General features: G+C 65.5%; 6 protein-coding genes. All 6 read right to left on the minus strand.

What is annotated here, in order from left to right; all coding sequences use genetic code 11:
• Window positions 1–77: 77 nt before the first annotated feature.
• The 6 genes from GGR73_RS10420 to GGR73_RS10445 all read right to left on the minus strand — a co-directional run bounded on the left by GGR73_RS10420 (window position 78) and on the right by GGR73_RS10445 (window position 14,043).
• Window positions 78–2,747, minus strand: a complete 2,670-nt coding sequence (locus tag GGR73_RS10420; RefSeq protein ID WP_184456806.1) for a glycoside hydrolase family 3 C-terminal domain-containing protein — start codon at window positions 2,745–2,747, stop codon at window positions 78–80.
• Window positions 2,748–2,984: 237 nt separating this feature from the next.
• Window positions 2,985–5,666, minus strand: a complete 2,682-nt coding sequence (locus GGR73_RS10425; protein WP_184456808.1) for a glycoside hydrolase family 2 protein — start codon at window positions 5,664–5,666, stop codon at window positions 2,985–2,987.
• A gap of 21 nt (window positions 5,667–5,687) precedes the next feature.
• Window positions 5,688–8,111, minus strand: a complete 2,424-nt coding sequence (locus tag GGR73_RS10430; protein ID WP_184456975.1) for a family 20 glycosylhydrolase — start codon at window positions 8,109–8,111, stop codon at window positions 5,688–5,690.
• A gap of 310 nt (window positions 8,112–8,421) precedes the next feature.
• Complete coding sequence (locus tag GGR73_RS10435; RefSeq protein WP_039519620.1) at window positions 8,422–9,477, minus strand: glycosyl hydrolase family 18 protein; 1,056 nt, start codon at window positions 9,475–9,477, stop codon at window positions 8,422–8,424.
• Between the two features lie 14 nt (window positions 9,478–9,491).
• Window positions 9,492–11,174 (minus strand): alpha-L-fucosidase, encoded by a 1,683-nt coding sequence (locus GGR73_RS10440; RefSeq protein ID WP_184456810.1) that lies wholly within the window; start codon window positions 11,172–11,174, stop codon window positions 9,492–9,494.
• A 208-nt stretch (window positions 11,175–11,382) separates the two neighbouring features.
• Window positions 11,383–14,043, minus strand: a complete 2,661-nt coding sequence (locus GGR73_RS10445; protein WP_184456812.1) for a TonB-dependent receptor — start codon at window positions 14,041–14,043, stop codon at window positions 11,383–11,385.
• Window positions 14,044–14,703 lie beyond the last annotated feature (660 nt).

Below are 14,703 nucleotides of genomic sequence, written 5' to 3' on the forward strand. Positions count from 1 at the left end.
TGCAGGCGTCCAGGTGGCTGCCGCCGAGCGCCGGCCATGACAGCCGACGCCTGTTGCATGTTGCGCAGATGCCGCACTTATTTCGGCAACGGCGAACGCCCCGAGATCGAGAACGCTGCGGCCTCGCCAGCCGCGCCGGTGCCGGGCTGGCCACCGCCGACAAACAGCGTGTAGTCGCCGGCTTCCACCGCACGCTGCCCGGTGCGATCCACATCGCTCAGCGCGCGCGCATCCAGGGTGAAGCGCAGCGTGCGCTGCTCGCCGGGCTTCAGATGCACACGCTGAAAGCCGACCAGGCTGCGCAACGGAGACTGCGGGCGATCCGGATACTGCAGATACACCTGCGCCACTTCGTCGCCGGCACGCGTGCCGGTATTGCGCACGGTGGTGGTCACCTGCAACGGACTGCCGGCTTGCAGGGTTGCAGTGGACAGCTGCGGCGCGCCGTAGGCAAAGCTGGTGTAGCTCAGGCCGTAGCCGAACGGAAACAGCGGCTCGCCCTTGAAGTAGCGGTAGGTGCGGCCCTTCATGTCGTAGCTGACGTAGGGCGGCAGGTCCTTGGTGGAGCGATAGAACGTGACCGGCAGGCGCCCGCCGGGATTGTCGTCGCCGGCCAGCATGCGCGCGATCGCTGTGCCGCCGGACTGGCCCGGATACCACGCTGCCACGATCGCATCGGCATGCGTCTTGGCCCAGTTCAGGGCCACCGCGCTGCCGCTCATCAGCACCACCACCAGCGGCTTGCCGGAGGCCTTGGCCCGTTCCAGCAGCGCCTGCTGCGGGGCGGGCAGGGCGATGTCGTTGCGGTCGCCGCCGTCGAAGCCGGGCACATCGATGCGCAGTTCCTCGCCTTCCACATCCGGCGACAGGCCGACGAAGGCCACCACCGCATCGGCCTGCGCCACCGCCTGCTCGGCCTCGGCCAGTTGCGCGGCCGCCGGTGCCAGCCACTCCAGGCGCACGCCCTGGTCCTGGCCGCGGTGTTCCATTTCCAGGCGGATCTTGCGCGGGCGGGTGTCGCCGAAGTGCAGCACGGTTTCCACGCTGCGGCCGTCGGCGTTGTGCATGCCCGCCGGCACGTGCTTGTCTTCGGCATTGCCGGCGACCACCAGCTTGTCGTCGATGTACAGCCGCACCGGGTCGTGGCCGGCGCAGTCGAAGCAGCGCGCCACCCGCACCGCCAGCGTGTAGTCGCCCGCGCTCGGCGGCAGCAGTTCGCCGCTCCAGCGCACCGCGTAGCGATCGGCCGGCACGCCCTTTGCGGGGGCGACCTGATCCCAGTTGAAACTCACCGTGCGGTCCTGCCGCACCGTGCGCGGCGCACCGTCCAGCTCGACATTATCGAAATATTCGCCACGCAAGCCCGGCTTGCCGTCGCTGCGCAGCGCGGTTTCCGGAATCATGCCGGGTACGCCCGCGGCCAGCGGCGCACCTTGCGCATAGCTGACCTGCTGCGCGCCGAAGCGCTCGCGCAACCCAAGCAGCGGGGTGACCGGCGTGGACGAGGTGCCCTGGTAGTTGGCTTCCAACGCTGCCAGCGCATCGGCATTCGGCCCGATCACTGCCAGCCGCGTGCCGGCCTTCAACGGTAGTGTGCCGGCCTCGTTCTTGAGCAATACGATCGATTCGGCAGCGGCCTTCAGCGCCAGCGCACGGTTGGCGGCGTTATCGATATCCTTGGCACCGAGCTTTGCATACGGATCCTTGCGCGGCGCTTCCAGTTCGCCCAGGCGATAGCGCGCGGCGAACAGGCGCACCAGCGATTGGTCGAGCAGGGCTTCGTCCACTTCGCCACGTTCGATTGCCGTGCCGAGTTCGCGATAGGCATGCCCGCAATTGAGATCGTGCCCGGCCTTGAGCGCTGCAGCCGACGAGCCTGCATTGTCCGGGCGGAAATAATGGAACTGGGTCATGTCGTCCACCGCATCGCAGTCGGACACCACAAAGCCCTTGAAGCCCCAGTCGCCACGCACGCGGCCGTTTAGCAACCAGTCGGCCGCGCAGGCCGGCGTGCCGTGCAGCGAGTTGTAGGCGCACATCACCGAGCCGGCCTGGCCGTCGATCAGGGCGGCGCGGAAGGCGGGCGTATAGGTCGCTTCCACGTCGCGCGGCGACACGTCCACATCGAAGCTGTGCCGGCCAGGCTCCGGGCCGCTGTGCACCGCGATGTGCTTGGGCGTGGCGATGGTGCGCGGGTGATCCAGATCGTCGCCCTGCAGCCCTCGAATGAAGCCCACCGCCAATTGCCCGGTGAGGAAGGGATCCTCGCCGTAGGTTTCCATGCCACGGCCCCAGCGCGGGTCGCGGAAGATATTGATGTTGGGCGACCAGATGGTCAGGCCCGCGTAGCGCTTGTGATCCTTGCCCGGGGCGCCGGCCTGATTGAACTTGGCGCGCGCTTCGGTCGACACCACCGTGCCCACCTGCTGCATCAACGCAGTATTCCAGCTGGCCGCAAGACCGATCGACTGCGGAAACACCGTGGCGTAGCCATTGCGTGCGATGCCGTGCAGGCCTTCGCTCCACCATTCGTAGGCGGGGATGCGCAGGCGCGGAATCGCCGGCGCATCGTTCATCGCCTGCGCGACTTTCTCCTCGCGGCTCATCTGCGCGACCAGCGCGGCGGCGCGTTGCTCCGGCGTCGCATCGGGTTGTGTTGCGGCCAACGCCGGCGCGCCGACCAGCGGCAGGTACAGGCCCAGACTCAGCGCGACCGCCAGGCGGCATGGAAACACGGACAACGACATCTGCTCACTCCTGCGGGGCGGCGACTGGCCGTCACGCGTTGTTCTTGGATTGCCCGCAACGACACCGCGGGCAGCGGTTGGTGACACTTGGCGCAGTGGTAGTTACTGATCGGACGCCGAATCGGATGCGACCTGCGCCCGGGACTGCAGTCACTGCGCCACGCGCCGGCTTGGCGGATGGCGCAGCGCCCTGAGACGAGCGCTGCGCCATCGCCTGACGCCTGTTCCCGGCGCGGCTTACTTCGTCTCGGCCGGCTCCGGCGGTGCACCGGCCAGGGTGCTCGCCAGATCGCGCACCTGCAGCGTGGACTGCAACTGCGCCAGCGCCGCCTTGCTGCTCACATGCACGGTCAATGGCTCGCCCGGCAACAGGTCGAACGCGTTGTCCGACAGCGTGGCATCCACGTCGCCGAACGATAGCCAAACCTCGCGTGCCAGCGTGTTGCTGGACAGCGTCAGCGCGTAGCCATCGCCATCGGCGCGCCATTGGCTGTCGATATTGGCGGCCGGCAACGCCAGCTGCTTGGCCGGCGCGAAGAACACCACCTCGCGCGACAGCAGCTTGTCGCCGTCGAACAACTCGAACACCGCGTAGCTGCGCTTGGGGTCGGCGCTGCCCAGCAACTGCTTGTCGCTGAAGTTGCCCACCTGCAGGCTGCTGAGCGGTTTGACGGTGGCCTTTTCCTCGCGCTTGCTCAGCAGCTTGCCGTCCATGCTCATTACCCGCATGCGCCAACGCGCGGCCAGCGGGGTGGTGCGGTCGGAGACCAGCGACACCTCGGTCTGGCCCTTGTCGTTACGCAATGCGGCGATCAGCTCCGGCGCGTAGAAGCGGCGGGCGTGGTAGTGCAGCGCCTTCCAGCGGCCGTAGTAGTCCACGCTGGACCACGACGCACCCGGCCACACATCGTTGAGCTGCCAGTACAACGAGCCCATCGATTGCGGGCGCGAGGCGCGCAGATGCGAGGCGGCCAGGTTGATGCCTTCGGCCTGCATCAGCTGGCTCAGGTAGACGAAGCTCTCGAAATCCTTGGGCTCGCCGAATTCGCGCCGGATGTACAGCATCAGCCGCTTGTTGCCGTTGCCCTTGTCGAACTTCTGATGCACGCGCATCACCGGCGATTCCGGATCCATGTCGCCGGGTTCGGCGAAGGCACGCACGGTGCGCATGTCCGGGAACGACTGCAGGCCGTATTCGGACATGAAGCGCGGGGTGACGTTGAGGTATTCGGTCACCGGCAGCGCGGGGCCGCCCCAGACCTTCCAGTAATGCATGTCGCCATCGTTGGCCTGGTCGGCGGCGCCGTCGAAGTTGGTGCCCGGCGAGGTGGACCAGTACGGCACGTCGCTGTCGTAGGTGGCCACCACTTCGCGGAACACGGTGCCGAACAAGGTGGTCATGCCGCGCTCGATGCGGCTGCGTTCTTCCGGGTCCACTGACTGCTTGAACTTGACCCGGTCGCCCCAGTTTTCCCAGCCGGTCTGCACTTCGTTGTTGCCGCACCACAGCACGATGCTGGGATGGTCGCGCAGGCGCTTGACCTGTTCGATCGCCTCCTGCCGGGTGTTCTCGCGGAATTCCACGTCGTACGGCGGCACCGCGCCGCCGAACATGAAGTCCTGCCAGATCATGATGCCCAGCTCGTCGGCCACCTCGTAGAAGCGGTCGTCCTGATAGTGCCCGCCGCCCCACATGCGCAGCATGTTCATGTTGGCATCGCGCGCATCCTGCAAGGTGCTGCGCATGCGCTCGGGGCTCACACGTGCGGGGAACGCATCCAGCGGAATCAGGTTGGCCCCCTTGGCGAAGATCGGGATGCCGTTGATCACGATCTCCATGCTCTTGCCGTACTTATCTTTCTCACGCCGCAGCTCCACCGAGCGCAGGCCGGTCACCCGCTTGATCTGCTGGCTGTCGCCATCGGCATCACGCACGCTGGCCACGAAGGTGTAGCGGTCCTGCGCGCCGTAGCCGGCCGGGAACCAGCGCTTGGGCTTGGCGATGCGCACCGGCACATCGATGCGGTTCTGCCCCGGGTCGACCACCGCCTGCTGGGTGAATTGCCCGACTTTCTGCCCATCCGGTCCCAGCACGTCCAGCGTCACCAGCACCGGGCCGCTGCGGCCGGCCTGCAGTTCCAGCTGCGCCTGCAATTGCGCGCTGTCGGCATCCACGCGTTGCTGGGCGATATGCAGCCCGTCCACGCGCACCGCATCCCAGGCTTCCACGCGCACGTCCTTCCAGATGCCGGCATTGACCATGCGCGGGCCCCAGTCCCAGCCGAAGTTGTACGGCGCCTTGCGCACGTAGGTGGAGCTGTGGCGCGATTCGGGTTCGTCGCCAAAGGCGGAATCGTAGGCGCCCGGCAGCGCGTACGGCTGCTTGGCCAGCCACGGCTGGATCTTCTTGATCGGCGAGAACAGCTTGACCTCGAGCACGTTGTCGCCGCGCTTGAGCAGGGGTTTGGCATCCACGCGCCACTGCCGGAACATGTTGTCGGCGCTGAGCAGCGGCTTGCCGTTGAGGGTGACCTCGGCAAACGTATCCAGGCCGTCGAACACCAGCTCGACATGCTCGCGCTTGAGCGTGGCCGCATCCACGTTGAAGCGGGTCTGGTATTGCCAGTCGCTCAGGCCCGCCCACTGGATCTTGCCTTCGTTGTCGCGATAGAACGGGTCCGGCACGATCTTGGCGGCGATCAGATCGGTCTGCACCGCGCCCGGCACCTGCGCCGGCAACCACGCCGCCGCTTTCGGATAGGTCCTGGCCTGTTCCTGGCCCGGCACCAGCCGCACCTGCCAGCCGCTGTCCAGGGGCGTCGCGGTGGGCGGCGCGGCCCAGGCCTGCGAGATGGCAACGGCCAGGGCAAGCCCGAGGCGGGCGGGGGCGGGAACGCAACGATGACGGGACAGGGGCATGGATGACTCTCCTTGGATGGATCAGCGCGTGGCGGCGGGGGGCGCCTGCGCGGTGGTTTCAATCAACTGGACGGCGCCGATGGCGTACAGCGGGCCGCGAATCGGCGCGGTGAAGCGCAGGCATAGATCGTGGATGCCGGTGCGTGCAGGCAGTGCGGTTTCCAGCGTGAATTGTTCGCCCAGCGTGGCGCTGTTGGGCAATTGCACGCTGGCGATCAGCTCGCCCTCGCAGCCCAGGCGCACTTCCAGCTCGCCGCGGCGCGTCTTGGCGGGGTACTGCACCACCTTGGATTGTTCGTGGGCCAGGCCGAAATTGTTCGGCAGGCGTGCGGCCTCGATCCGGATCGCGCCGACGCCATCCAGGCGCGCCTGCGGATACAGCCGGCAAGCATGGAACAGGTCGACGTTGTAGACCGGCGTGTCGGCGCCGGTCAGCTCCGGCAACAACGGCAGGCGCAGGCCGAGCGCACCGGTGTCCACGCAATCGCGCAGGCCCTGGGTATCGGCGCGCAACAACCCGGCACGATCGAAAGTACGGCTGCGCGTGGCCGCCAGCGCGGTGCCGCCGGCATCGAAGGCGGTGGCCTTGACCGTGGTCGGCAGCTGGATCGTAAACGGCGCCGCATAGCGTGGCGATGCCGGCGTGGGATCGCTGCCGTCGACGGTGTAGTGCAGCGTGCCCGCACCGGCCTGGGTGCCGAGTGCCACCTTGGCCGGGCCACCGGCCAGCACCGGGTTGGGGCCGCTTTCCAGTGCGATATCGGCGGCGAAGGCGCCGTCGCTGTAGTCGATGCCCAGCGCTTTGTAGCGCTGCAGCTGCGCCGGCAGGCGCGCCAGGAAATCCTTCCAGTTGCGGGCAGCCACCGGCGACCAGGTCACTTCGGCGATGGCGGACAGACGCGGGAACAGCGCGTGATCCACATGCCAGCGCGAGGGAATGTATTCGGACCACAACGCGCCTTGCGCGCCGAGTACATGCTTGGACTGCTCGGCGGTCAGTGTGTCGGGCACCGGGTCGAAGGCGTAGACCTTGGACAACGGCAGTACGGTCAGGCGGCCGTTGGGTTCGTCGCTGCGGGTGGTCTGCAGGTTGTCCAGGTACAGCCAGTCGCCTGGCGCCAGCACCACATCGTGGCCCTGCCTGGCGGCGGTCACCGCACCGTCGGTGCCGCGCCACGACATCACCGAGGCACTGGCCGGCACGCCGCCTTCGAGAATTTCGTCCCAGCCGATCATGCGCCGGCCGTGCTGGGTGAGGTAGGCCGCAAGCTGTTCGTTGAACCAGCCTTGCATCGCGTGCGCATCCTTGACGCCCAGCTTGCGCATCTGCGCGCGCACCGCGGGCGAGGCTTCCCACTGATCCTTGACCGCCTCGTCGCCACCGATATGGATATACGCCGACGGGAACAAGGTCAGCACCTCGTCCAGCACGTTAGTGATGAAGCTCAGGCTGCGTTCGCTGGTGTTGAACAGGTACGGGTTGACGCCCCAGTCCACGCCCACCTGCGTACGCTGGCCGGGCACGCCGACTTCTTCCGGATACGCGGCCACTGCGGCCTGCGCATGCCCGGGCATGTCCAGCTCGGGCAGCACGGTGATGTGCAGGCGCGCCGCATAGGCGACGATCTCGCTGATCTGCTGCTGCGTATAGAAACCGCCATAGCGCTCGGGCGTGCCATGCTGGCCGGCGCCGGGCGGAGTGCGCCAGGCACCGACCTCGGTGAGTTTGGGGTAACGCTTGATTTCGATGCGCCAGCCCTGGTCATCGGTGAGATGCCAATGCAGCACATTGAGCTTGTGCGCGGCCATCGCGTCCAGCACATGCTTGACGGTGTCCACGTCGTGGAAGTGGCGGGCCACATCCAGATGCTGGCCACGCCAGCCAAAGCGCGGCCAGTCGCGGATCGCCACCGCCGGTACGGTGACATCGCCCTTGCCCGCATCCGGCGTCATCAATTGCCAGGCGCTGATCGCGCCATAGAACAGGCCGGCACCATCGCGCGCGGTGATGCGGATGCCGTTGCCGTCCACATCCAGGCTATAGCCTTCCTTGTGTGCCACCGGCGCCTGCGCTGTGCGCTCCAGGCGGATGCTGTGCGGCGAGGCGCTGGTTTCGGTGCGCACTTCCAGGGTCAGGCCGCGGGTGCGTTGCAACAGGCTGGCCAGCGACTCGGCGCTGCGGCGCACCTCGGCATTGCCGGTGGGGATGGAGATCACCGTGCCGGTGCCGACGCGGAAACTGCCGGTGCCGCGCCTGGCTTCGGCCGGGGCGGGAATCAGGGGCAGCGGTGCGTTGGTCGCAGGCAGTGTTGCGGTGTTGCCGGGGTTGGCTGCAGGTGCGGTCGCTGCATCGCGTTGGCCGCAGCCCGCCAGCACCATTGCCGCAAGCGCCATCGCAAGCAGGCGCGAGGAACGTCGGTGCGATGACAGCAGGCGCGACGACAGGCTGCGCGGCGACGGCGGCCCGGATAACGGTGAGCGCAGGCTCGGTGCGGAGTTCGACATCATGCAATCACATCCCGGTATGGCGGGGGAGATACGGCAGCCACGCACAGTAGCAAAGCCGTGCCGGATGGCGCAGGGACTGGCGCACGCTTCGTCGGGGTGCGCGGTGTGTGGTGTCGCGCAGCGCCCGCGCTCCGCATGGCGTGGTGCAGAACGGGCGCGGGCAGTGCACGCATCGGCTTGCAGTGGATGCATTCCGATGCGAACACCGACCGCGCCCGTCCTGTCGTGCAGCAGTGCGATGACGCGGTCAGCGCTGCGCGGTCGGCAACTCGTCCCACACCTTCGGGTCTTCGGCGCCCAGCACCCAGCAGCTGAAACCTTCCAGGCCGTACTGCTTCACCAGGTCGTAGCGTGCCTTGAAGCTGCGCGCATCCGGGCGGAACACCCACTCGCGCATGTCGTCGCGGTAGAAGTAGAACCACGATTCCTGCTCGACCGGATCCCATTGCACGGTGGCGTTCTGCTCGATCGCCAGCGGGAACGATTCGTCGGCATCGATATAGGTGGCGGAGATGTTCGACGCCTCGGTGCCGTCTTCCTTGACCGGATTGCCGGTGTACCAGCGGTAGCCGTAGGTGGCGATGCCGAGCGAGAGCTTGTCCTTCGGCACCTGGGTGATGGCGTAATCCAGGTGCTTCTTCATCCACACCATGCCGTCGACCGGGCCCGGCGTGGTCCAGCGGGTGTGCTGGTCGTAGGTCATGATGCTGACCAGATCCACGGCCTGGCCCAGCGCCTTGAGGTCGTACGCGCCGCGCCAGTATTCCCACATCCACTTGGAGAACTGGCCGCCTTCGGCATGGCCCGGGGCATTGGGCACCACCGCCACCGACATCTTGAAGCCGGCCTTGTGCAGCGCATCGGCGGTCTGCTTGACCATCAGCGTGTAGGCGTCGCGGTCGGTCCAGGCGATGTTCTCGAAATCGAACTGGAAGCCGTAGTACTTGTGCTGCTTGCCGTGGATCAGCAGCGATTCGATCATGCGCTTCTTGGCGGCTTCGTCGTGCATCAGCTTGTGGAAGCCGTCGCGCCCGGTGGTCATCGACAGGATCGGCATCACCCGCAGGTTCTTCTGCTTGGCGATGTCGTACAGGTACATGTTGGGCGTGCCGTTGACCAGGCCGTTCTGGTCGACGCCGTACCAGGTCGGCACCACCACGTCGATCTTGTCGACATTGGCCAGGAACGAGTTGGTCGATTTCTGCGTGTTCATCAGATAGAACAACGCCGTGGGGGTTTTGGCCAGGGCCGGCGCGCACAGCAGCGCCAGCGCCAGCAGGATCCAGGTCAATCGCTTGCTCATGAAAACAGCATCCGTCAGGGAGTGGAGGAAGAAGAAAGATCGATGCGCAGCACGTAGGCGTGTTCGCCGACCGGCTTGGCCGGCAGGCGCAGATGCAGGCCATCGGCCTGCTGCTCGAACGGCACCTTCTTGCCGTTGGCCAGCAGCGTCACGCCGCGCACGCCGTCGGCCGGTGTGAGCGAGCGGATCACCGCCTTGCCGCCGGCCGGCCAGCCGAGTTCGATCGCATACAGCGCGCCATCGCGCGTGGTGAAGCGGAAATCCTCGGCGGTGTAGGGCTTGGTCTTGACGTCCTGGAAGGTGCCGCCGACCACCTCGGTCGGGCCTTCGCCATACACGCGCCACGGCTTGCTGTCGTAGATCGCGCCGCCGTTGGTCTTGAGCCACTTGCCGATCGCCAGCAGGATGCCGCGCTCGGTATCCGGGATCGAGCCATCGGCACGCGGGCCGATGTTGAGCATCAGGTTGCCGTTCTTGGCCACCACATCGGCCAGCATGTGGATGATGAAGGTCGGCGACTTGTAGGTGTCGTTTTCGATATAGCCCCACGACGCATTGCTCACCGAAGTGTCGGTCTGCCAATGGGTGGGATGGATGCCGGTGAGCTGGCCGCGCTCGATGTCCAGCGTGCCGGCCCCTTCCGGAAACGCGCCCAGCTTGTAGTTCACCACCACGCCGCGATCGGCTTCGGTGCGCGCCGCGCCCTGGTTGTAGTAGTAGGCCAGCATGGTCGGCAGGCTGCTGCGGAACGTGGGGTGGGCAATCCACCAGTCGAAATAGATCAGGTCCGGCTGATAGGTGTCGATCAGCTCGGTGGTACGCGCCAGCCAGTCGTCCAGCCAGGCCTGCGACACCGGCGTCCAGTCGTTGGCCACATCGGCATCGTCCTTGCCAGGCAGGCGCACCTGCGCCGGGCCGTACAGCGCGGCATAGCGCGGGTCGTTGACGTCCGAATCGAACTTGCGCCCGCCATCGAAGAACCAGTTGTGCTCGGCGCGGTGCGAGGACAGCCCAAAGTGCAATCCCTGCGCGCGGATCGACTTGGACAACTCGCCCAGCAGATCGCGTTTGGGGCCCATCTTGACCGCAGTCCAGTCCGACAACCGGGAGTCGTACAGCGCAAAGCCGTCATGGTGCTCGGCTACCGGCACCACATAGCGCGCGCCGGATTGCCGGAACAGCTTGGCCCAGCCATTCGGATCGAACTTGGGCGCGGTGAACTTGGGAATCAGATCCTTGTAGCCGGAGCGCGCCTGCGGGCCATAGGTCGCCACGTGATGGGCGAATTCCTTGGAGCCCTCCAGGTACATGTTGCGCGAATACCACTCGCTGCCGAACGCCGGCACCGAGAACACGCCCCAATGGATGAAGATGCCGAACTTGGCGTTGTCGTACCACGCCGGCGATTGATAGGCCTTGAGTGCAGCCCAGTCGGGGCGGAACGGACCCTTGCGTGCGCCGGCTTCGGCTTCGCGCACCAGGCGCTCGCGTTCGGGTGCGTACTTGGCGGTGGCGCTGAGCCACTGCTGGTCGATCTGTTCCGGGCTGAGTGTGGTGGCGGTAGCCGCGGTGGGCGATTGCGCGCTGAGCGTGGCAGCAGGCAACGCGAGCAGCAGACCGAGCGCGAGCATTCGCGTTCTGGGTGCAGCTCCGGCGTGGCGGCGGGATGGAGCCGCTGGGCGGCTATCGGTCGTCATGGGAACTGCACTCCTTCAAGCGAGACGTGTCGGTTGCAGCGCAGCCGGCACGTGGATGGCAAAAGCGGGCCTGGCCATGCTCCCTCAACCGCGAAGGGGCGTGGCCAGTACCACTCCTTGGTACAACATCGAGCGGTGCACTGCATGCAACACACCGCTCAAAAAAAAGCGCGCCACCGTGGAGGGTCGGTGGCGCGCCGGTGCTACATCAGAACTTGAAGTTCAGCTGGGCCTGATAACCGCGGCCGTTCTTGTAGAACGCCGTGGGGGTCGAGCGGGTGTTGCTGAACAGCCGGTAGGTGGAATCCAGCAGATTGGTCGCGCCGAAGGTGATGCCCATGTAATCGGTGATCTGATACGAGGCGGTCAGATCCAGCTGCTTGTAGCTGTCTGCGAAGTCCTGCGAGGCCAGGCGGCCGATCTGGGTGAAGTACTTGGAACGGAAGCTGTAGTTCACACGCACCATCCAGTCGCCATGCTCCCAGTACGGGATGATGTTGTAGGTATCGCGCGACAGGTACGGCAGGTTCAGGCCCGAGCTCGAATCGGATTCGGCAAAGGTGTAGTTGGCCTGCACACCGAAGCCCAGACCCAGCGACTGCTGGTAGTTCACCGACACGCCCTTGACCTTGGCGTCGGAGACGTTGATCGGCGAGGTCACCGTGTAGATGCCGGAGTTGCCGCTGATCGGATCGGTCAGCTGCTGCTGGCTGGTGGTGTTGACGATGTAGGAGCTGATGTCGCGATAGAACACTTCACCGGACAGCATGCTGGACGGCGCGAAATACCACTCCGCAGCAAGGTCGTAGTTGGTGGACTCGTACGGCTTCAGGTCCGGGTTGCCGCCACCGGCGGTCAGGTTGCCGTTCGCACTGTTGATGCTGAACGTGCCGGCCAGATCGCCATAGCGTGGACGTGCGATCACCTTGGCAGCCGAGAAACGCAGCACGGCGTCGTCGGTGATGTCGTAGGCGATGTTGAAGCTCGGCAGCGCCTTGCGGTAGTCGTTGGTCTCGGCCACGCGCGAGTAGTTGGTGCCGCCATCGGCGGTCTGCCAGTACAGCGACTTGTCGGTGGTGTCGACCAAGCGCACGCCGACGTTACCACGCCACTTGCCGGTCTCGTAATTCAACTGGGTGTAGAAGTTCTGCGTGATCTCCTTCACCTCGAACGAGGAACCGTAATCGGGACGGTACGCACCCTGCGGCTGCGACAGCAGATAGTTGCGGATCGAGTTCAGGCTGGCGGTCGGCCAGGTGGTCAGGTCGCCACTTGCGCCCAGGCCGTCGTACAGACCGCTCGGGGTGGTGCCCGGGTTGAACTGGGTCAGCGAGATCGCATCGGTGGTATTGATGCGATTGCCGCGTGCGTCCACGCCGTTGTTGTGGTTGATGTACTTGTAGCCGAACAGCAGTTTGGTGAACGGGCCCAGCTCCAGATCGCGGGCCGCATCCCACTGGAAGTATTTCTCTTCGTCGGTGCTCTTCTGATAGAAGATGCCGCCGGCCTGCATCGCGCTGGAGTCCTGCGAACCGGCGGGCAGGCCGGCCGGCGAACCGGGCAGCGTCCAGTTCGAAGCGCCGCCGTTGTCGTAGTTCACCGCGGTGTTCTGACCATCGAAGGCGTAGTTGTAGCCGCCGTCGGTCATCAGGAACTTCATCAGGTACTCGGGGTTCTTGCCGCCGGTGGCCTTGGTGTCGCCGACCTGGGTGGTAAACACCCACTTCTCGCCCGACCAGTCGTGACGCAGGTTCAGGCTCTTGGTGGTGACGGTGCTCTCGCGGTAGTTCGCGTCCAGCTGAGCGTACGGCTGCCCCGCGGCGCCATCGCCGAAGGTCGCCGAGGTGACCACGCCGTTCTGCACATTGGCGCTGGTGACCTTCTGCAGGTCGTTGTTGCACGCCGGGCAGACGTAACGCGATTCGCTGAAGTTGTTGTACTTGCCCTTGATGTACAGGCCGGTCAGGTTGAATTCGTTCTGCTCGTTCGGCTTCCACTGCAACGCGCCCTGCACGCCGCTGCGTTCGCGGGTCTGCTGGAAGAATGCGCTGTTGATGCCGGCCGGTACACGGGCGGTGGCGACATCGCTGCCGTCGCCGGTGATGGTGGCGCTGGCGGGAATGTTGGCGCCGGTGGTGTAGCCGAAGTATTCGATACCGGCGCGTGCCAGGTCCTGCTTGTCATGCGTGGCGGAGATCAACGCACCGAAGGTTTCGTCGTCGTTCTTCCAGCTCCACAGCGCCGAGCCGCGCGGATTGCCTTCTTCCGAACGGTCGTTGTAGTTGTAGCCGACCGAGCCGCGGATGGTGTTCTTGGGCAGGTCCAGCGGCTTGCGGGTGTGCACGATCACGGTACCGCCGATCGAGCCTTCGTCGATGCGCGCTTCCGGGGTCTTGTACACCTCCATCAGACCGATGATTTCCGGCGACAGCAGGGTGTAGTTGAAGGTACGGCCGCTGGTGTCGGTCGGGTTGCCGCCCCAATCGCCCGAGGCGATGGTCTGGCCGTTGAGCAGCACGCGGTTCAAGGCCGGGTCGGTGCCGTTGATGCTGACCTTTTCGCCTTCGCCGAACTGGCGGTCGACGCTGATGCCCGGCAGGTGCGACAGCGATTCGGCGGCATTGATGTCCGGGAACTTGCCGATGTCTTCGGCGCTGATCGCATCGACGATCGAGTTGGCCGAGCGCTTGACTGACTGGCTCTTCTCCAGCGATGCGCGATAACCGGTGACGGTGATGGTATCCAGCTCGGTGGTCGCCGACGGCGTGGCGGCAGGAGCCTGTTGTTCTTGTCCGGCAGCCATTGCAGAGCCGGAGCAGTACAGAGCGGCGGTAATACAGAGTGCTAACGTCGTGGTGCGGCTGTGCATGGCTAAACCTCGTTGGTTAGTGCTGTGAGCGCGCCGCCTCTGGAAGGCGTCACGCGCTCGGCGTGGCCGGCAAAACAACACGCCCTGACCGATCGCGGTGATCGCACTGGCACGCGTCGCTAGAGGCGGGCCCGGGTGATTCGCGTGGTAGAGGAGGTGTCCCCCGTGTGGTGAAGCGGTAGAGCGAATGCGACTTCAGCGAGTCGAACATCGGGTGATGTCCCGCTCACGAATCTGGAATGCACCGGCGAGGGAGTAGCCCGTTCCTGAGTACCGAACAGTCCATGGCCCCTCCTGCCAGAACCCCGATTTGGATCGAGTCTCGCGTAGCGTTGACAGCGTTGTCAACACATCGTCACAGATCTCTGAAGCGGCTGCGATTGCGCTGCAATGCAGCATTTCTCCGCGATGCCATGCACTGCGCCGATACCGTTGCGCAATGCGCCGTCGGCGGCTCACGGTTTTGATCAGCTGTTTCTATGGGGAATGGCGCTTGTGCAAATGGCGGGTGCCGTTTTGTGCTGAAATCGCTGTCGCAAACGTGGAATTTGAGTGAATGATGAAATTGGCGGCATCCTGTTTAAATCGTGATCGCCACGGTTGCGTTACAGGGCGATTACTGACAACGTTGTCTATCCCGTTACCGTTCGTCGGACAATG

Source organism: Xanthomonas sp. F14 (assembly GCF_014199865.1).